This window comes from Marinomonas posidonica (assembly GCF_043643765.1).
Lineage (GTDB): Bacteria > Pseudomonadota > Gammaproteobacteria > Pseudomonadales > Marinomonadaceae > Marinomonas > Marinomonas posidonica_A.
The window spans coordinates 304,442-322,886 of sequence record NZ_JBHZSP010000002.1; the positions used below are offsets into that span (position 1 = coordinate 304,442).

At 46.2% G+C, this 18,445-nt stretch carries 25 protein-coding genes; 1 reads left to right on the plus strand and 24 read right to left on the minus strand.

The genetic code is table 11. From position 1 onward, the window contains the following. Positions 1-14 precede the first annotated feature (14 nt). From ACHUFM_RS03515 to umuD, 24 genes are all read right to left on the minus strand, one after another. Positions 15-521 (minus strand): phage major tail tube protein, encoded by a 507-nt coding sequence (locus tag ACHUFM_RS03515; protein ID WP_394179610.1) that lies wholly within the window; start codon positions 519-521, stop codon positions 15-17. A 1-nt stretch (position 522) separates the two neighbouring features. Continuing rightward, on the minus strand, positions 523-1,692 hold the full coding sequence (locus ACHUFM_RS03520; protein ID WP_394179612.1) for a phage tail sheath protein: 1,170 nt from the start codon (positions 1,690-1,692) through the stop codon (positions 523-525). Beyond that, on the minus strand, positions 1,692-1,895 hold the full coding sequence (locus tag ACHUFM_RS03525; RefSeq protein WP_394179614.1) for a hypothetical protein: 204 nt from the start codon (positions 1,893-1,895) through the stop codon (positions 1,692-1,694). Before ACHUFM_RS03525 ends, ACHUFM_RS03520 begins: the two co-directional genes overlap by 1 nt. A gap of 68 nt (positions 1,896-1,963) precedes the next feature. Beyond that, positions 1,964-2,431, minus strand: coding sequence for a hypothetical protein (locus ACHUFM_RS03530; protein WP_394179615.1), 468 nt, complete (start codon positions 2,429-2,431; stop codon positions 1,964-1,966). A 12-nt stretch (positions 2,432-2,443) separates the two neighbouring features. Then, positions 2,444-3,865 (minus strand): phage tail protein, encoded by a 1,422-nt coding sequence (locus ACHUFM_RS03535; RefSeq protein ID WP_394179617.1) that lies wholly within the window; start codon positions 3,863-3,865, stop codon positions 2,444-2,446. Continuing rightward, entirely contained in the window at positions 3,852-4,508 is a 657-nt protein-coding gene (locus ACHUFM_RS03540; RefSeq protein WP_394179619.1) for a phage tail protein I, read from the minus strand. Before ACHUFM_RS03540 ends, ACHUFM_RS03535 begins: the two co-directional genes overlap by 14 nt. Then, a complete protein-coding gene (locus tag ACHUFM_RS03545; RefSeq protein WP_394179621.1) occupies positions 4,468-5,469 on the minus strand; it encodes a baseplate J/gp47 family protein in 1,002 nt (333 codons plus the stop codon). The genes ACHUFM_RS03540 and ACHUFM_RS03545 overlap by 41 nt, the downstream gene beginning before the upstream one ends. After that, on the minus strand, positions 5,441-5,800 hold the full coding sequence (locus ACHUFM_RS03550) for a hypothetical protein (RefSeq protein ID WP_394179623.1): 360 nt from the start codon (positions 5,798-5,800) through the stop codon (positions 5,441-5,443). Before ACHUFM_RS03550 ends, ACHUFM_RS03545 begins: the two co-directional genes overlap by 29 nt. Positions 5,801-5,821: 21 nt before the next feature. Continuing rightward, positions 5,822-6,019: a hypothetical protein gene (locus ACHUFM_RS03555; protein WP_394179625.1), complete on the minus strand. Its 198-nt coding sequence runs from the start codon at positions 6,017-6,019 to the stop codon at positions 5,822-5,824. Positions 6,020-6,034: 15 nt separating this feature from the next. After that, entirely contained in the window at positions 6,035-6,700 is a 666-nt protein-coding gene (locus ACHUFM_RS03560; RefSeq protein ID WP_394179627.1) for a phage baseplate assembly protein V, read from the minus strand. Beyond that, the gene (locus ACHUFM_RS03565; RefSeq protein ID WP_394179629.1) at positions 6,700-7,221 is read right to left on the minus strand and encodes a hypothetical protein; all 522 of its coding nucleotides are present in this window, start codon (positions 7,219-7,221) and stop codon (positions 6,700-6,702) included. Before ACHUFM_RS03565 ends, ACHUFM_RS03560 begins: the two co-directional genes overlap by 1 nt. Next, positions 7,222-7,791: a hypothetical protein gene (locus ACHUFM_RS03570; RefSeq protein WP_394179631.1), complete on the minus strand. Its 570-nt coding sequence runs from the start codon at positions 7,789-7,791 to the stop codon at positions 7,222-7,224. 1 nt (position 7,792) lies between these two features. After that, a complete protein-coding gene (locus ACHUFM_RS03575; RefSeq protein WP_394179633.1) occupies positions 7,793-8,146 on the minus strand; it encodes a hypothetical protein in 354 nt (117 codons plus the stop codon). Positions 8,147-8,190: 44 nt separating this feature from the next. After that, complete coding sequence (locus tag ACHUFM_RS03580) at positions 8,191-9,177, minus strand: major capsid protein (RefSeq protein WP_394179635.1); 987 nt, start codon at positions 9,175-9,177, stop codon at positions 8,191-8,193. Continuing rightward, positions 9,177-9,512: a hypothetical protein gene (locus ACHUFM_RS03585; RefSeq protein ID WP_394179637.1), complete on the minus strand. Its 336-nt coding sequence runs from the start codon at positions 9,510-9,512 to the stop codon at positions 9,177-9,179. Before ACHUFM_RS03585 ends, ACHUFM_RS03580 begins: the two co-directional genes overlap by 1 nt. Next, positions 9,512-10,621 (minus strand): S49 family peptidase, encoded by a 1,110-nt coding sequence (locus ACHUFM_RS03590; RefSeq protein ID WP_394179639.1) that lies wholly within the window; start codon positions 10,619-10,621, stop codon positions 9,512-9,514. Before ACHUFM_RS03590 ends, ACHUFM_RS03585 begins: the two co-directional genes overlap by 1 nt. Then, positions 10,569-11,924, minus strand: a complete 1,356-nt coding sequence (locus ACHUFM_RS03595; protein ID WP_394179641.1) for a phage portal protein — start codon at positions 11,922-11,924, stop codon at positions 10,569-10,571. The genes ACHUFM_RS03590 and ACHUFM_RS03595 overlap by 53 nt, the downstream gene beginning before the upstream one ends. Beyond that, on the minus strand, positions 11,921-12,154 hold the full coding sequence (gene gpW, locus ACHUFM_RS03600) for a gpW family head-tail joining protein (RefSeq protein WP_063334076.1): 234 nt from the start codon (positions 12,152-12,154) through the stop codon (positions 11,921-11,923). Before gpW ends, ACHUFM_RS03595 begins: the two co-directional genes overlap by 4 nt. After that, positions 12,154-13,914, minus strand: a complete 1,761-nt coding sequence (locus tag ACHUFM_RS03605; RefSeq protein ID WP_394179643.1) for a terminase gpA endonuclease subunit — start codon at positions 13,912-13,914, stop codon at positions 12,154-12,156. The genes gpW and ACHUFM_RS03605 overlap by 1 nt, the downstream gene beginning before the upstream one ends. Positions 13,915-13,969: 55 nt before the next feature. Next, on the minus strand, positions 13,970-14,557 hold the full coding sequence (locus ACHUFM_RS03610) for a hypothetical protein (RefSeq protein ID WP_394179645.1): 588 nt from the start codon (positions 14,555-14,557) through the stop codon (positions 13,970-13,972). 475 nt (positions 14,558-15,032) lie between these two features. Continuing rightward, positions 15,033-15,551, minus strand: a complete 519-nt coding sequence (locus ACHUFM_RS03615; protein WP_394179647.1) for a hypothetical protein — start codon at positions 15,549-15,551, stop codon at positions 15,033-15,035. Continuing rightward, complete coding sequence (locus ACHUFM_RS03620; RefSeq protein WP_113874580.1) at positions 15,548-15,841, minus strand: phage holin family protein; 294 nt, start codon at positions 15,839-15,841, stop codon at positions 15,548-15,550. Before ACHUFM_RS03620 ends, ACHUFM_RS03615 begins: the two co-directional genes overlap by 4 nt. Before the next feature lie 366 nt (positions 15,842-16,207). Further along, positions 16,208-16,921, minus strand: a complete 714-nt coding sequence (locus ACHUFM_RS03625) for a heme-binding beta-barrel domain-containing protein (RefSeq protein ID WP_394179649.1) — start codon at positions 16,919-16,921, stop codon at positions 16,208-16,210. A gap of 115 nt (positions 16,922-17,036) precedes the next feature. Further along, positions 17,037-17,495: a translesion error-prone DNA polymerase V autoproteolytic subunit gene (gene umuD / locus ACHUFM_RS03630; RefSeq protein WP_394179651.1), complete on the minus strand. Its 459-nt coding sequence runs from the start codon at positions 17,493-17,495 to the stop codon at positions 17,037-17,039. Between the two features lie 202 nt (positions 17,496-17,697). Between umuD and ACHUFM_RS03635 the strand changes: the two genes are divergently transcribed. Continuing rightward, positions 17,698-18,429 (plus strand): hypothetical protein, encoded by a 732-nt coding sequence (locus ACHUFM_RS03635; protein WP_394179653.1) that lies wholly within the window; start codon positions 17,698-17,700, stop codon positions 18,427-18,429. Positions 18,430-18,445 lie beyond the last annotated feature (16 nt).

Here is an 18,445-nt window from a genome sequence, read left to right on the forward strand (position 1 = left end):
TTGGTGAAGCAGGGTTATGGCAAGCCAACGTTGCGACGATGGGCAGCCAGTAGGTCACCGTTGCCAAGGTTGAGGATTTGGGCATTACGGTCGATTTCGTAGATGGTTCTGCCCGCTTCGGTTTTTTTGTAGGCGCTTACTGTCATTTCGATTTCGTGGTCTGGCAGTTCGCCCATTTTGCTGGCGGCTTCGGTCACGCCGGTGATTTCCCCTGTGATGCTGTATTTGATGGCGAAGTGGTTGCCGTCTTCATCTTGGTGAGATTCGTTGACGTTGACCTGGCACATTTCACCATCGGCTAAGCCGAAGGCAGACAGCAGGGCTTGGTTGGCGCCTTTGATTTTGTATTTGGCGGTCATTTTTTCGAGGCCGACCATGATTTCACCGGGGATGAAGGAGCCACCTCGGGTTTCTTGCATGGTTTTTTTGACTTCGGGCGGGGTGAATTCGTCCAGTTCTTTGATGAGCGGTTCACCGTTGATGATGGCCATGCGGCTGATGCGGGTGCGTTGTCCTGCCATGTTAGAGAACTCCTTCTAGGAATGATTCGACGATGCCTACGTCTTCGATTAGGTGGTACACCATGTGTTCGTTTGGCGCGTAGCCGTGGTATTTGATGGCGATGTGCCATTCACCGTTGGTGTAGTTTTCGACGTTGTTGAGGGTTGGGTGCAGGTAGACTTGTGCGCCCATGATGGTTTCGTCGGCCTGTAGGGATTTGAGCCAGAAGTTGAGTTTTTCAATTTCTTGGTTCATGAAGGATTCGCTGAGGTTACGCGCCATGGCGCGCTGGGCGGTTTTGGCCAGTTTGCGAATAATGGCGTATTCGAGCCCGACTTGTGACACGAAGCGACCCATGACACAGCGGTTGCCTATGAGTGAGAAGCCTCCCAGTGAGGTGCGTGCAAAGTAGGATAAGCCAAAACGGTTCATTAGGTCGCCGTTGGTGGCTTTGTCCATGATGTTGTAGTCGATGGTGCGCGCGGTACCGTCGATTAACACACCCATGCCGCCTTTGGCTGGGCTTTCCCATGGGTTGACGCGAGCAAAGCATGTGAGGGCGATGGCGGCACCTGAGAAGTAGACGTTGCCTTTGGCGGCTTGGCTGTAGACGGAGACGAACGGGTCGACTAGATAGAATGCGTCGTAGCCTGTGCCTTCGCCCCCTAGGCTTTTGGAGTATTCTATGGCGGCGTTGTCGTTGGTGTTTGGGCCGTCCCCCACTGGGATGGCAAAGAGTCGTTTGCCCATGGCGGCCAGTGCATCGGCAACGGGTTTGGTGTTGAAGCCCGGTGCGGCAATGTGGGTGGGGACTTCCATGCAGTCAGCTAGGGCTTGGATGCCGGTTCGCTGACCTGTTGTTGGGTCAATTTTACCGAGGATGTTGTTGGTGGTGTCGGCGGTATCGTTGCCCTCTTCTACGATGATGACGTAGATGGGGACGGAGACGATGCGCAGTAGCTCGTAACAGGTACGCCATAGGGTGCCGCGTTCGTCGCCTGTTGTGTCGAGTTTGGCCGCGGCGGCCATGTTGGCAATGCGGATGGGGGTGTTTTTGGCATAGCTTTCATGGGCGTCTGGCGCGGTGCCCACTACGCTGATGACTACGCCACCCAATGGCCCCATTGGCGGTGGCGCTGAGTGGGTTTCTATGCTGATGCCGTTGTGTACGAAGGATGCAATTTCTGGCATTAGGCTTCTCCTTTGTTTTTGGTGGCGCTTTTGTTGGCATCTGCCGCTGTGGCGATTTTGCCGCTAAGCATGAGGAAGTCGGCTTCGCTGGGCAGCAGCTCGACGCTGTCGCCCACTTGGTGCCAGTGCTGGGTATTGGGGCAACGGTACGGGGCTTTTACTTGGTATGTTTGCCGCGTGGTGACGGGCTTTTTGGTGGTCATGGCTTTCTCCAGACGTAAAAAAACCGCTTTCGCGGCTGGGTGTTTGATTCTTCAAATTGGGGAAATGACTATTCCGTTGGCAAGGGATAGCGTGCTTTGATTTCGGTGACTTTATCACGCCATTTTTGTTCGGCTTCGTCCGTTTGGTCGTATTGCCACTCCATGTAGAGCGGGTCGGATTCCGCTTTGTAAGCACTGGCTCGGTTAGCTTGCGCTTGGACAAGACGTTCTTCTAAGGTCAGCTCTGGTGAAGGTGGTTCTTCTAGCAATGCGCCTTCGGGGAGCGTTTCGCCTAGCTCGTTTATAGTGTGGTGTGTGCCGTCTTCATCCCAATACTCAGTGCCAATATTGTCGACGACATAGTGCCAAGCACCGTCTTTGAAATACCGCTGATGACCTGCTTTTTCTGCAATCAATTCAACGTTTGTAGCGAAAGCAGGAATCATTTCACGGCCTGTCACTGGGTCTTTTTTGGCTTGAATTTGCTTGGTAAAGATGGGGTATTTCGCCCCTAATTTGAATGCGTTTAACATCATAATTGAGGCTCCTTAAAGTCTTGTTTTGCCGTAGTAGGCGATGTTATGGGGGCGTGCCACTCCCCCTCCCCAACTTGTATTAGTTAAAAAATCTTTATTACTACTAGCCCCACTCATTGCCAAGCCTCTTATGCTCAAATAGTCCTGCGGGTTTGCTCTATCCATTCCAAACGCATCTAAATAAGCTTGACTATTACCCTGGACTGCGGTGTCGGATTCAGCACTATGCATTGTTCCATCCCATCTTTCGTTGTAAGACATTACAGTTCCTTTCTGCATAGATCCAAATACCCGATCAGTGTCCACACCACGTCCATCATCAAACATACGAATGAACTCACCACCCACAATGGGTAGAGATACAGTTACAGAATCATCTTCTTCCTCAACAAAACCGTAATATCCGCCGTATGTAATTGGGTCAGCATCTTTCGATGCCTGTTCAATGTAGTTTGATGAAGCTGCCGCTTTCGCACAGGCAATGGGGTGATCATTACTGCTGATAGTCGAGCCGTCTAGCGCGTATTCTCCTAGGCTTAATGCATCAACGGTGTCCATATAAAGCTTAGCAATATCAAGCACGTTGTTACCTGTCTTGGGATTCACTTGTTCAACGACATAGAACTCACCAGCAATATAACGCACCGTTAAAAGAGCGCTTTTAAAAAGTTGGTTGGCTGCTGTCACACCAGACAGTGGAATTGCTCCAAGTTGATCAATGACTATGCTCACTTGGTCTGTATTCGTTTCAGATACCACAAACGTAAACTCGTCATAGTCTTTAATCTTGCTAATAGGTTTTACGCCCTCTGGGCTAGTCAGCACTAATTCATTAGCAGTGCCTGCCACAGTAAAGAGTTTTTTTTCAGCCACGGCGGCATCCACGTATTCTTTTTCTTTTACGGCTTGCTCTGTTGCTAATGCTTTTGTCTGGTATTGTGGATGAGGATCTTCTACATCCAAATGCGCTTTAACAGTTTTTTCTAGGTCAGTAGGCGTAGCAAACTGTACGGATGGGTCAATTTTGATTTGTATGGCATCTGCGTTACCGGGGACAAACTTTAAGCGAATGGTGTAGCTTTTGCCCTGTCCTTCTTCTAGTAGTGGTTTGTAGTCACCGGCTTGCCTTGCATAAGCGTACAAAGAACCGTCTTGCGTTTTAATACCCGCCTCTTTGATGAAAAAACCGCCATCACTGGCTGGAATCTCTGCTCGAGCAATCCACACGTTGGGGTCTAGTTCATCCTTTTCTATGGTGATGGCGTATTCTCGCACTTGGTGAATTAAGTCTTCTTGGGCGGTTGGGGACGCATTGTCTGCGAGCACACCATCACCTACGACTAACACCGATAGGTCAACATGAGTGTTGTTAAACTTGGCATCCCGCTCTAGGCCAAAGCCCGTTTGGGTGATGTAGGTTCTAAAGTCGCTCATTTCTGGCTGGCTCCGAAGTGGAAATAATTCTTAGATGTTGGGCAATGCCCGTATGGGGTAATGCATTTACCTCACTACCTGCGGGAACAAATGGCGTTGAGGTACTGGTGATGCCTATTTCGGTAGCAACAGCTATTCTAGGAATGGCAATCGACTCACGAGCAAGGTTCATTGAGTAGAAATCCCGCTCTGATTTCATTTCTAAGATCAGTGCATCCACTCGTGTATTGATTTCTGGAGTAAGTACTTGATCGGATCCGTATACCCAAATGTTAAAATGATAGGGTTGGCCCTCATTCTGATACCAAGGAGTAATAGCCGCACTAAAACCCATTTGCTCAAAGGCTTTTACGAACCCCAAGCGTGTACCGCTTAGCTGACGGTTTCGCCATGCAAATTCTCCACGAGTCCGCTTTATTGCTTCTGTGTCGCTTGATTCCCACACGGGTACCTGACGATCAATACCCAACAATGTGACGGCAGATTCTGGACAGGATTGAGCATTGAACAGTTGAGGATAAGCATGCTCTACCGCAAAGAGGGATTCACTCAGTGCCAGTTCTAAGGCTCTTTCAAGTGGGCTTCTGTTGTCCGGTAAAAGACTATGGATTTTGAGCTGCGACAGTAATGTTGACTGACTCAAGGTAAGGTGCCTCACTGTATTGGCAACGAATTGGTGTGGTTACGCTATTTAACTCACCACGATATGCCCCAGTGGCTTTGAGTAAAATGCTGTAGAGCATGGAAGGCTCTATACTGCCTGACAGCCTGTGTTGCTGACTGGCGTAGTCTTGCACGGCTTGTTCTGCTAATTGTTTCGCTTGAGCTTCATCCACCCCCGGCATCACAAACAAGGTCGCTTCGCATGACCAGTTCACGATGTTTGGCGCTTTGACTGTGAGCAAATCGGTTTCCTGTGCTATATCATCCCGTTCAAGATACGCCTGAGTGGCTTCCAAGAGCGCGTTGCTTGGTGTGCCATTTCCTGTGTGAGATAGGATGTAGCAATCCACTTCACCTGGAGCCACTTGGCGAGCTTGGGCGTCTTTGGTTTGGCCTGCCATATCATGGCCCAGAAATTCATACTTCATGATGACGGTGTTTGCTTCAAGGCTTTCAAGCTGGATTTTAGGACGACCACCAAGCGTCATGGCGTTGAAGCGATAACCCGACCGCGTCCCCGTCGTGGCTAAGGCATACACCGCTAAGTAATACCGAGTTAAAAGTGCATCGTTGCTTTCCATGGTGGCAGGCACTTCAGGAAAAGCATTTGGATCGCCCTCATCAATAATCTGTCGTTCAATGCCAAGCTGGCTTACGATCAGATCCACCATGTCGTCACCTGTGGCGTACATGCCAAACATTTGTAACGCCTGAGCGTTCATTTGTCGAAAATGGCTTTGCAGTATCACTGTGAAAGCTTCAGTGAGCTTGGTCATGAGCTCCGCTTGGTTTTCAAAGGTTTCCGCTACGGCTTCCACATCGTCTGGCGCATTGGTGTTTAAGTAATCCAGCACATTGTTTTTAATGGTCTGAAATAAGTTATCGAAACTGGGTGTTTTGATGATCTCAGGTTTAGGCAGTGGATTCTGATGTGGAAACATCCAGTGGTACCTCAAATTCTATTTTCTTACCCTTCCACTGCCCTTCAAAGTAAAGAGCAAGGCCATTTGTTAAACGCCTAGCAACGCAGCGTGAAGGTACGAAATCCGTTAAGCCATTTTTGGGTTCGTAAAAGGCTTCGATGGCAGCCGATTGAAGACGGATTAAGGTACTGTCTGTCATATTCGCGCCTAAGTATTGCCTAACATCACTGCCAAAGTTAGCGCGTTTGACTCGACCCGCTTTTGGTGTGGTCATCACTTGTGTGATGCGGCTAACGAGCTGTTCAAAGTCTTGTAATGTACGCCCTGTTTTTCGATCAATGCCTATCATTCGCCTACCCTTTTTTTACTTTTAAGTGACTTTATAGGTACCTGCAGAAGAACCGCTTGCCACAGCTACATCAGCATTTTGGGTGATGTGATTTACAATGCCTTCGGCAAATGCCAACCACCATTCGTGACCGGCTGCATTATTTGCCAATGGGTCAAATCCCTTTGCCTTCATGGCCGCTTCAATGTCTAGTGCTAGTTGCTCTGAATTTAATGCCATCTAGGTTGTCTCCTATCACTTGGCCGCGGTGACAGTTGAGGAACAGTCTGCATGGGGCAATCCGGTGATCATGCATTTGTGCGCACCTGTAACAACGCCGGTACCGCCATTTAATTTGATGTTTGACGCATCTACTGTGGTATCACCAGAGGATTTCAGTGCAGTTGTACCCTTAACATCAACCGTGGCATTTTGCTCCACGGCGACTACGGCTGAGCCACCGACATTGATGTTGAGGTCTCCAACCGATTTGATGGTCATTTGGTGCTTTTGAGTGTGATATGACACGAGTGACCCATCGGGGTAACAGCGCACTATTTCATTCACATCCTGACTTGGGGCTGGGAACTTGTCACTGAATAAACCTATCAATGCAACGGTTTGGGTGCCGTTGTGGCCAGCTCCGTAATTCAGCAATACCGCTTGCTCCCCAAGTGATGGGCAGCGGTAATCTGTGGTCGCGCCTGCTGCAGTGGAAAACCATCGAATGAACGGACTTTTCAACGCACCATGTTGCACGCGAATTAGGGTATTAGACTCATGTATTTCACAGACAAAGCCCAAACGAACCATACTTTGGAGGCGTCTTCTTAGGTCTTCTGTTTCTTCGCTTAGCTCTTCGATTCTATCGAGATAAGGGGTCAACATGTCCCGAACCATGGCTTCAATCAGTTGACGCATTAAAGGCTCCGATATTCGTCTTGGTCGTTTTCATTAGTTGGGTTGGTCGTTATTCGAATGCCGTGTTTAACGATTTCAGGTTGCCAAGTGGATGCTCCGAGGTAGAGCTTTTGCTCCCAATTCACGACCCACGAATCAAAGCCGCCTTGAGTTTCTTTGCGAAAGTTGCCGGGGTAGGCTTCAATGTTGAATGGTTTTTCTAGAACAGAACCCGTTAGCCAAATGCCCTTTTCATAAACAAATTGGGATACCGCGATGGCAAACTCTTGGAGTTCCATTTGTAGGTTGTCGACTTCTTGCCCCAGCACACAATGAATAGCGAATTGCGCCACAACGGGATAACGGCCATCCCCCACATCGGGAGCTTTTGGCAGCTCTTCGATGTTCAATAAACAGGCTGGCGCCAGTTCGTACATATTTTTGTTTGGGTCATAGCTTTCTATGGTGACTTTAGGAAAGCGACTTTTTAGCGCATCCGTGATGGCTTGGTGCACATCGGTTAAGTTGATATGGGTTGCCACTCATTGCCCCTCAATGTTCATTGCAAAGTGTATTTCTTGCTTAAGTATCTGTTTGAATCGCGCCTCGGCTCTGGCGTGATAACGCTCAATGATGGGTTGTGCGATCTTATCTATTTCCATGGTGACGGCTTCAATGGGTAATTCTGTCCATTGGCCATCTTGTCGTTTCGTTCGTTTGCCACCAGCGGCATATTTTCTTTTAAATATGCCGGTGTGACCTGACTTCATTGTGGCGATGAAGGCGCCTATAAAATGATGTTTGCCCACTCTGACACCAAGGTCGGTTTGTTTCGCTTTACCAAGTGAATAAACGGAAATGGGTGATAAGCCAAACCAAACATTCACTGTTCGCTCACCGTTTTTTAGATAAAAGGTTTTGTAGTAACGTGCCGCCAAAACCCTTTGTGGTACTGATAGCGCCACCCCCAGCTCACGCTTGGTATGGGTTTCTAACCAACGAGCCGTTTTCTTGAGCGTGCGTGTGACCGCTTTCTGTAACTGACGAACGGATAGCTCGAGCTGCTCTTCTAATTCTGCTATTTCGCTTCCTAGATGGATTTCTAAAATCATATCAGCGCCAGTTGTGGTCTTTTTGTTGGGTCACTTTAAGGGGTAATACCGTTTCAAATTCCCCTTTGTGGAAAGCTAGTACCAGATAATCCACGCCATCTATTTGCAACGTGTCACCTTCCTCACACACACATTGGTTTGGTCTTACGCAAAACGTGGCAATCACGGTGTCTAGGTAAATTTGACCCGCTTGCTTTGCCTTTGAATGAGTGTGTATTTCTTTTTCGATAAAAGAGAACGTCCCTGTCAATGTGCCGGTTTGCCCGGCTTTAGAGAGCCATGTCGCCTGTATGCCAAACAACTCATCAATGTCACTTTTTAAGGCGTCTAAGTCAGCATGGTGCCTGAGATTCATAAACGCCTCATGTGATTTTGATTAAGTATTTGGCAGGTGAATGGCTAGTTTGAAGAGAAGATTTCCGCTAACAAGGAAGGATCACGAGCGATCGGCAAGTAAATCGCACGAGAGCGAATTTCCAAGCCTTCGTCGTGTTTCATTGGCTCTGTCGTGATATGACACTCACGGGCTTTAGCTGAACTTGAATGCAGCACGTCCGCTGGCGCTCGTAACATACCAAACAAGCCTTTCACTCCAAGAGGATAAGAGGCGCCTTTTTCAGCGACTTCATCGGCTTCGTCAGACACAAACTTGATACCACAAATATTGATTTCACTCGGGTCATCCGCAAAAGCCACCACACGTTTGGCGTGAATTTCTTCGCTATAAAACGCTTTGATGCTTGCATGATTCAGAATGCGCTCAATCATTTCTTGACCAATGCGACACTCGACACCCTGCAAAGTAAGATGACCATGCTTTTTCGCATTATCAACCGTTTGCTTACGAAGGGATTTTAGCAATGCGGGAACATCCGTGCCTGTATTGCCTAGCTTCAAATCCAACTTGCGCTCTACTACACCCAGCACTTTGTGAAGATCCACCAGCACTTTGTTTTTCTTGTTTTTAACCTTGCCCTTTAATGCAGAATAAGCGGTAAAAGCAGCCGTGTAGCGATGGTTGTCTTTGTGCTTGCTCATATGACTTTTGATCAAAGACGCCAGCTCTTGCGCTTTGATCTTTTTATCACGCAATGAACTAATGCGTGACAGGTCACTCGGAACAATTTGTGTTTCAAATGGATAACGAATCAAACGCACCGGTACCGCGCTTTCGGCATCGTGTTCGTCGATGTTTGGGTTTTGGCCAATTTCACCTGGCATTAAGACTTGAAGCTGTTGACCAGACTTCACAATCATCACATTACGATGCTCTACATTTTCCACTGTGAACATGCTTAAGACGGCAGCATCAATGTGAACGGACGCATTAAAGCCCGTTGTTAATGCGCTCAGCGAGAACGCTTCGTGATCGAATATATCTTCCATTACTGTGACCCTTCTTTGATAACGATGAATGCTTTTTCAAGCTGTTCGGTGATCAATGCCTTCACTGGATCGGTCACCCCTTCTGGCCACGCGATGTAGAGCGTATTGAATACGCAATTGGCCCAGTACACTTTGCCGCCACCCGCATGAATACCGTAGGCGTCACTGCCATCGTAGTTTTCATCAGATACGGACAAGCCTTCACCTTCTTTGGTCACAATGGCCCACTGAGGTTGGGAAGCCGCTGCATCGATTTGCTTAATGCACATTTCCCCTTGCTCGTGAGCCCAAAGAAGAATCAGCGACTCGGAGACTTTGTTATGAATCTCTTGCATTACGCTTCCTCAATCAGTTGTAGCATGTCGTAGTCTTCATCCTTGGATGACTCCAACCCGCTGGTTAATGAAATGTCTTCATCCTTTTTCGCGGCGGCTTCCTTTAGCGCTTTTGCTGCCGCTTCTTCACTGGCGTTATCTTGAATAAGCTGCCCTGCCAATTCTGGTACACCGGCGGCTTGTGCAAGCTGGTTAATTTTCTGGGCCAGCTCTTTATGCGAGCTTTCCTGTGTTTGCAGCGAGGTTTGTAGCGCTTGGATCTGTTCCTTCATATCGGCTGTTTCAGCGTCATGAGTGGCTTGGATCTCGGCGACAATTCGCTTGTGTTTTGCGTCTGTCATCATGGCGTGGATCTCTTCCTCTGTTTTGATGTCGTCAATTAAACCGTGAGCCAACAGGTCACGAGCGGTAAAGGATTTCGCTTGAAGGGCCTGCACCTGAGCCGCTTCAATGCCTCGGTTGTGAGCCACTAGCTGAAAGAAAGCATCGCCTAATTGGTCGACCATGGTTTGGTGTCGCGCTCGCTCTTCATCACTCAATGCCAGATGCGGTGAACCATCGGCTTTGGCTTCCCCTGTGGTGAAGTAGGTAATGGTTTCTTTGTCGTTGTGAACTTCGCGGCGACCAAAGATCACCCCAATGGAACCGGCCATGCTGTGAGGGCTGGCATAGAGCTCAGTACAGGCACTGGCTAAGGCATAATTGGCCGAGTAAGAGCCACCATTGATGAAACCAATCACCGGCTTAATCGCGCCAATGTCTTTGATTAAGTTCGCCAGATCAAAACAACCACTTGCTTCCCCACCGGGGCCGTCAAATTCCACAAAGATGCTCTTCACAGAATCGTCTTCAACAAGGGCGTTGAAGCTTTGCCGTAACGATCGATAAGACAGTACTTGGTTACAAAGCGCATCTAGGCCATTGAAACGGTGTGACGTTGGACCAAAGATGCCGATGTGGCAAAAAGTGTCTTTGTGCGTTTCTTGTTCATTGGAAAAGAAGAGTTCTGGATTCAGGTAAAACTGGTTAAGTAAATTGAGATTGGCCTGATGAGCGTCAATCGTCATCATCATCGGAGCGTTCGTCATCAATTGCAGTAGATGGCGCATCGTGTATTCCTCTTGTTTGTTTGGCGTCTTGACTGCGTTTCACCCCATCGAGGTGTTTGTCCAGTGTCTTACCACGGCTATTGGAGATTTCTTCCAGGGATGTGATGTCGTTCTGAACTTCAAGCACCAGTGCTTTGGCGGCTTTAAGTGGGTCGATTTCTTCCCATTCTGGCCAAATCCAAGTGGGGTTCAGGTAGGTGTATGGATTCTCAAAGTAGTTGGGTAAGCCGTCTGTGTTGGCGAGGTGATAAGCGTCGATAAACCAGCCAAGCACACGGTTAAAAGCAGGGCCAAGCATGATGTCCCTTAGCTGACCAATCAGCCTTCGGTGGTTGATCATGCCCGCGCGAATACTGGAATAGTTCACCTGAGTTAGATCACCTGTCAGCATTTCGTAGGTAATACCCAGTAAACCGGCGATCATGCGCAGCACTTGGTTGTTGTGTTCTTGATAGTTGCCCGCGATCTCGGCTGGCGAAGCGGTTTTCACTTCTTTGACGCCATTCAAAAAGGTGACACCACCTGCGTGATGCACTAATTTACTTGGTGTTTTCTGGCTGTTTGGGCCTGCTGTTGTTTGGCTGACTTCGGCTTCTTTGAGTGCAAATACCTGTTGGCCTACTCGCTTCATTCGAGATTTGATTTCAACGGTTTGGTTGTCTTGGTATTGCTTGGCGAAGTCGGCCCCTGGGGAAATCCAAGGTTGCGCGGTGCTTTGTGACACATGCACTACATCTCGCAAGTGAATCACATCTTCTGCGGGTAGCCAGTTCACCGAGTCTTCATCAAAATCTGGATGATCTCTTGGCAGTTTGTAAAAAGCGTATTTTTTGATTTTGCCGTTCTTTGCGTACAGGATGCCGCCACGAACGTAACTGTTAGAGCCTGTTCGCTCCAAGTCGATTGCCAAACTAAGTGGACTGACTACTTGGATTTGCAAAGGAATTGGGTGCAAGGTACGACGACGAACAAGAAAAGCACTGCCGTCTAGTAACATGGTCATCACGGCTAACGCTTGAACGCCCGCTAAGTTGGTGTTGTCGTAGAAGTCACAATACAGCTCCCATTCTTGAAAGCGTTTGATGAAGGCTTCGCTGAATAACTCAGGATCAAATACGGGTTTGGCGCCACCACCAATGCAGCTGGCACGAAACCGTGACGCGCCCACTCGCAGCAATGGGTTGTTTCGAATGAGGTGATGGCTGGCGGTGATCTCTTTTAAAAGATGGCTTTCGCTCTTTTCGTTATCATGCAATTCGGCCCCTTTGAATAAGGGGGATTTGGCAACACTGGAATAGCTCAAAATAGCACCTCGACATCAACGCTTTCCATGAGTGGCGTGGTTTGCAAATCGCTGATCATTTGACGCTCTAAAGCACGTAACTCTGACAAGCTCACTTCCGTGTACTGCATGGCCGTTCGGCCACCTTGAGGGTTGGTGTATTCCACTCTCACTTTGCGCTTGCCTTGCACTAGGTCGGTAATGGCTTGCTGAACGATTTTGAGATTGTCTTCAGTGGAATAAATCGGCATTAGTAATCTCCATAATCTGACGTTTCGTAGTAGTCGCCATAATCGTTCTCTATCACGTCATCCGTGAGTTTGTGGGCATTTGGGTCTATTAGGCCAAGTGGATCTTGTGGGGACGCATGTTTGATTTCTGGGCGCAGGAAGTCCCACAACCACAGCACGTACACGAGTAAATCCCACGGTTCGTTGCGCTTTTGATCTGGCTTTTTGTCCCACTTCACATTGCTGCCACTGCCTTTCAGTTCTTCAGCGGTAAGCATTTGGAAGTAGTTCAGGTCAAATACATCACTCACGGGAAAGTGAATGTAGTTTTTACCTGGTGCTTCATTGTTTAGTCGTTCGGCAGCTCGGTTCTTGAGCTGATGCACGTTAAGGCTGCGATACTCACACTTTACCTCTGGGTGCACTTTAAAACTGAGCGTAAATTCTGGCTTGAATTTGGTTTTTGCGTTCACTTCACCGCGAATGGCGAAGATCCAACCCTGGTAAGGCGCGCAAAACTCCAGCATGGCTTTCCACGCATGGCCGTTACAGTCCATGGCCGCGGCAAACACGCCAATGTTTCTCCCATCGGGCAAGGTAAATTCGGTTTCTAATTCATGGATGAGGCTTTGTTGCGTGCTTGTATCTTCAGGATCGCCATGAACTTTGCCATAGTGGATGGCCCACATTTCACCACGGTCACCAATCGCCCAAAAGTGGTAATCAAACCGGTTCTTTTGGGTATCTATGGTGGCCAGTACACAGCGCGTTTGCTCGGGCAGGCTTTCCATTGGCGAGTAGTATTCTCGTCGTTGGTATAAGGTCTCAAAATTATTGAGTCTATGAATTCGCGCGGCATCGGAATATTCGACACCGACCTTCGTGTTCATGAAGGTCTGCATCTTTCGCGGGTCTTTTTTCGCCTTATCGTATTCAGCGGCAATCGATGGCAACGAGGTATTTGGGTTGTCGTTGTAAGCCGACCAGACATGAAAACCTGCGTCTATTTTGCCGCGTTCGTTAGTGTCCCCTGGTTCACCACATTTACAGCACAGTGCACTGCCTGTTTCATCCCATTGTTCTGGTACCTGATGAACACCGCAGCATTCAAACTCTCGCGTGGCACGCCATTCGCCTGCTTCCACCATATTGAACTTATGGTGTTCTTCTATCTTGCCGCTGCAGTGAATACAAACGAAATGGGCGTTTTTGTAGTTCTTTGGTGAGTATCGGAGGTTTTCTAGTTTAAGACGCTGTTTAAAACCACAATGTGGGCAAGGCACATACAAGTATCGCTGATCGGTTTGTAGAAACTCGCGGGTAATCTTACAGGTACCGGCTTCTTTCGGCGTGGAGCCAAGTACAATCTTACGCTGGCCTTCACTTTCGGTTCGAGTGATCGCCAAATCAATTGGGTCACCCTCTTTGTCTACGTTATCTGTCCAGCCCGATATCTCGTCCATGAACAGATACTTGATGGTCACCATCCTAAAACTGCTGGCAGACGTGGCCCAAACCACAGACAAATCGCCACCAAAAAAGCTTTTTTCAGTAGTGGTGTTTTTGCCGTACAACTTCGATATCACGGGTAAGCAGTGATTAAAAACCTTACCTATCTCTTTCGTCGCAAACTTTTCTGCATCACCCTGAGTATTCTGAACAATCATGATGTTGCTAGGGTCATTGGAGACCAGCCATGCCACCGACGTGTTTATAAAAATGGCATAACCAACCCGAGCACTCTTGGATAAAACGATCTTTTCGATGTAAGGCGATTCCATTGCCAAGAGCCAAGCCTCTTGAAACGACTTAGGAGGGTAAATCTGAGCATCGGAGTTATAGTTTTCCTTGCTCCACGGTATCAGTGGTATCTTCTTCGGCGGGGACGTAATGCTTAGAATATTTTTCGAGAATGTTCTCGATAAGCGACGGTAATTCATCATTTCCAAGCTCATTTAAACTGTCAAAAGCGCCCTCAACAACTTGCTCAATCGATTTCACCTCTTTGGGAGATAGCTTTAAGCGTTTTTGTAACTGGTTGGGTACGTCTAAAAGCTTCCTTCTAAACATCGAAAGTGGGCCATTGACCAACTCTAAAAGCGCGTCATAAGGCACTAACTCGCCGCTTTCACGGCCATTTTGTAAATGGAGTTTTATGGCCGCCTGCTTTTCCTTCTCTTTTTTCCAATCATCAAGGGTTTTGGGCTGTTGAGTATTTCTTCTAGTTCCACTCGATTCCCTCCCTTTATTAGCCTTCATGTGACGTATTTTTTCAGACTGATATTTCACATAAGAATGAACCGATTTTTCTATATCAATTTTCCCTGATGCCAGATAAATCAATTCATAGCCATCTTTAATATGATTTCGAATTGTACGATCAACAATACCTAATGCACTGGCAAGCCCAGTAATAGAACTCATATCAAAATTTCCTCTTATTAATAGAGAGAGTGGATAAAACCGGAAACGGAATAACAAGTTATTTTCTGAAAAATTTCTGAGAGGCCGCGCGTCTATGACTCGCAGAAAAAAGGGCCCTATAGAGAGTACCTTTTCTATATAAATCAATATATTACAATCAATCCAAAAAACTGACCGATCGATCAGGAATGACCTAAAAAACGGCAAATTTGCACATTTATTGCACACATTAGAGGTGAGCTATTTTGTTAGCATTTTGTGGAATTTTTGACAAAACGAAAAACACTCGAATTTTGACAAAAATCACGATTCGTTGAGAGCTTTTTTTACTTCGGCAACAAGCTTATCATCGAGAGTATTCGTGCTCTTTTTTGTCAGTGATTCGGCTATATGTATGAAAACCGCAATTAACACCTTTTCAGTCACCAATTTCGTGAGCATTGTCTGCAAAATTGCTAATAAAATCTTTGTCATTTTAGTTCTCCAGAAGTAATTCAGCCCCATACAACTCAGACGGGAAGTTATTGATAAACTCTTCAACCGTTCCAGCACCCAAATGAGTGTTGTAATGATCTTTCCAATACTCGCCCAAAGCCTTAATATCATTGGCTTGCGGCATAGACTGAGGCTTTCGCCAATAATGAACGCGACACATTGCCACGGCGTATTTCAAATTACTGACCAGCTCAAGAGGGTCAGGCACACCACTCACCTCATACACATCATCCGCTTCACCAGACAACAAACCACGCAAATCACTGATAAGCGCTTGTTTGTAATGGATAAAGTTCACCCAAATGTCATGATGCGTAGCAGGCTCCATTTGGATGATGCCCAATGCTGGGCCCTCTCCTAGCTGTTTCAAATAGACTGCACGCGATTCCTGCGTGATCGTTCCCATAATCAACTGATCAGCCGCTAGGCTGTACATGCCTAGGTTTGAAAGCGTTGGAATCACAACGAACTCACGCAATTGCTCTAGGTTTAAACTCATGACAAACCTCGCTTAAATCGATCTATGAATAGCTTTATTGCCTCGTCTCCCATCAAGCCTGCAACACCTGCCATAAACCCAGTCAGTGGCCCGCCCATATTGAGAGAAGTACACAAAAAATAGGTCAACATCCCAAGGAAGCCGCCAGTAAACACCGCGATAAGCATATGAATTAATGAGAATTTCTTTGCTTTGTACTGAAAGTCACGAAGATATTTCACAGCACCACCTAGCACTCCGACCACCACGAAAACTGCAGTTTGTATAAGCTCATCGGGCAGGAATTTCATAAAGTGCATCCAGTCCAGAAACGAAAAAGCCCCGCACATTGCGAGGCCCAGAAATGACAAAGCCCCGCAAAACGCGAGGCTCTAAATTGTGTTGCCGCCACACACAAGAATGACAGCTTGAATAAACTGTAACGGCTAATTCCTAGGCTCGCAAGCCTCGCGCGCGTATTTATCGAATGTCGTTCTCTTCTTATGAAAGCGACATTTTATAGTTAAAGCCTTATTTTTATTGAGCTAGAGGGAAGCGCATTCACAGCGCAATGGCGGCATGTTGGCGGTAAATCACAAATATTTTTTAAGGAAAACGTTTCATTCAGGCACAAAAAAACCACCCGTAGGTGGTTTTTTAAAACACTATGATTTTTATTACACTTGTTTCCATAATGTATTACTGTCGGTATGAAACTCTTCTGGTAAATTTGAACCATATTTCAGACCTGATACTTCAAAATAACAAAGCTGCTTCCTTTTAACTGTTATAGTCTTTGAGGGGTCATATACATTAGGTTGCTGCTGCTCAATTGTATTAATTTCAATAATCTGAGCAAATGAGTTGATGTCAAAATTTTGATCAAGATAGGGCGTATTAAGTATCCCATAGCATTTGCTGCCCGCAGATGCAGAAAGATAGATAATAAAGTCAGTCGTATTATTACTCGTTGCCTGATAGCTGGCATTAACCATTTTTCCGGCCTCGTTTTCAAGGAAAGTAGGAGGAATAACTGGACCTGGCTCAAGGGGAAGATAAAGGCCACCGCTCGCCATCAACGCTTCTCCACGAGGAATTGCAAACGTTTTGATAATTTCTTTACTTTCAGGGTTCCATAATAAGTACCCCGTTTCTTGATGCTGCTGTTGAAGAAATGCATCACCGATCAACTCTGTCAAATAGCGAACACCATAAAGAGTCTGAGGACCATTTTGTATTGGTGCTATTGGAGAAAAAGTCATTGTTTCAACATAACTACTTTTTATTTTTGGTCCAGTATTAGGTGGTGTTGGAAATACATCTTTTCCTTCATTTCCATACCATACTCCAACTAAATCAGCTAAAGGCCCTAGGTTTGATAAATCACTCATAAACAACTCCTGTAATTCAATTGATTTATTCCCGTGTCAGGGAGATTTAAACATAGCAGGAGAATGTACAAAAAACATACAAAATATATAAAAGCTAAATAAGTTACTTCTATCATTACTTTTGCCAAACACCACGCGCCACATTGCGCACCACACAAGTCACCACGCCCATTATCTCCAAGCCAGATTCCTCCGTAATGGGAATCGCCTTGTAAGCCTTGTTCTTCGGGCGAAGCAACACATTCGGTTTCAGCTCAAGCGTCTTCACCGTGATTTCACCATGAATGCACGCAATCACAACGTCCCCATGCTTGGCCGTGAGAGACCGATCAACCACCAACACATCGTCGTGAAAAATAGCCACCTCCTTCATAGAATCGCCACTCACTCGTACAAAGAAAGTGGCACTAGGATCGGCAATGCACAAATCATTCAGATCCAATGGCTTTTCAACAAAATCTTGTGCCGGTGATGGAAAACCCGCCGACACAGAATCACCATAAAGCGGGATCAACACTCTATTTTGTGCAATAAGAGAAGCGGAGCCGGATGCCCCAAGGTAAGAAACACGCATAAGCCACCTGAAATTATACTGTATATTTGTACAGTATAATTTCAGAGTATGATAAAGGCCAAATAAATTTTTGTAATAGGTAGGTTTTCCGGTTGTTTGACCAGAAATGAGGGTACTAACTAATCACTTTTTAGCATGATAAAGTTAAAGCCCTGACATTAGTATGACACTCAGAATGACCACAATGACAAAGGAAGTTCCAATGCATAAAAATAAATTATCGTATGCTTTAGTGATAATCGGACTAATAATAGGCGCTTTCTTTGCTATAAAGTGGGATTTAAAGCTAAGCGGCCACTGGAATTTAGACTTAAATTTAAAAGTAAAAGAGACATCAGAAAACACTATTTGGGAAATAATTTCTTCTTTGGGATCATTTTTTTCAGGATTCCTAGCCTTTATTATTTTTATATTAGGCTTAATGAAAGGTAAAGAATGGGTTTCAGAGGTTAAACTATCTAACTTCCTAACAGAATTCAGATACTCCGCTGAATCCATAATGAGAATGGAAGAGTACTTTTTTGAAGAATTTTACCCAGGCTGCAGTGAACTTCTTAGGATTCAGAATCTCAGGATTAAGATTAAAAACGGTGATGTTACCATTGAAGAAGTAAAGAATACACATCGAGAAAGAGTCCATGATTGCGACCTAAACAAAGAGCTAATAATTCATAAGAACAGAGCAAGAATAAAGCTTTGGGACATCTATTATTGCTTAACAACCCTCATAGGCTTAGCCCAGAAAAACACAGTACAGTTAAATGATGGTCAAAGTTTAATAGACAGTATAAAACAACTACTGAATATGGTCGATTTACTTGATGCTGAATTAGACAGCTTTGAACAAGACCTCATAAATATCTCACAAAGCCTAGGGAACATAAGTAAAAAGCACAAAAACTATTATGAAAAGGAACTAAAGCAAGCCAAATAAAAAACCAAGGGGCATT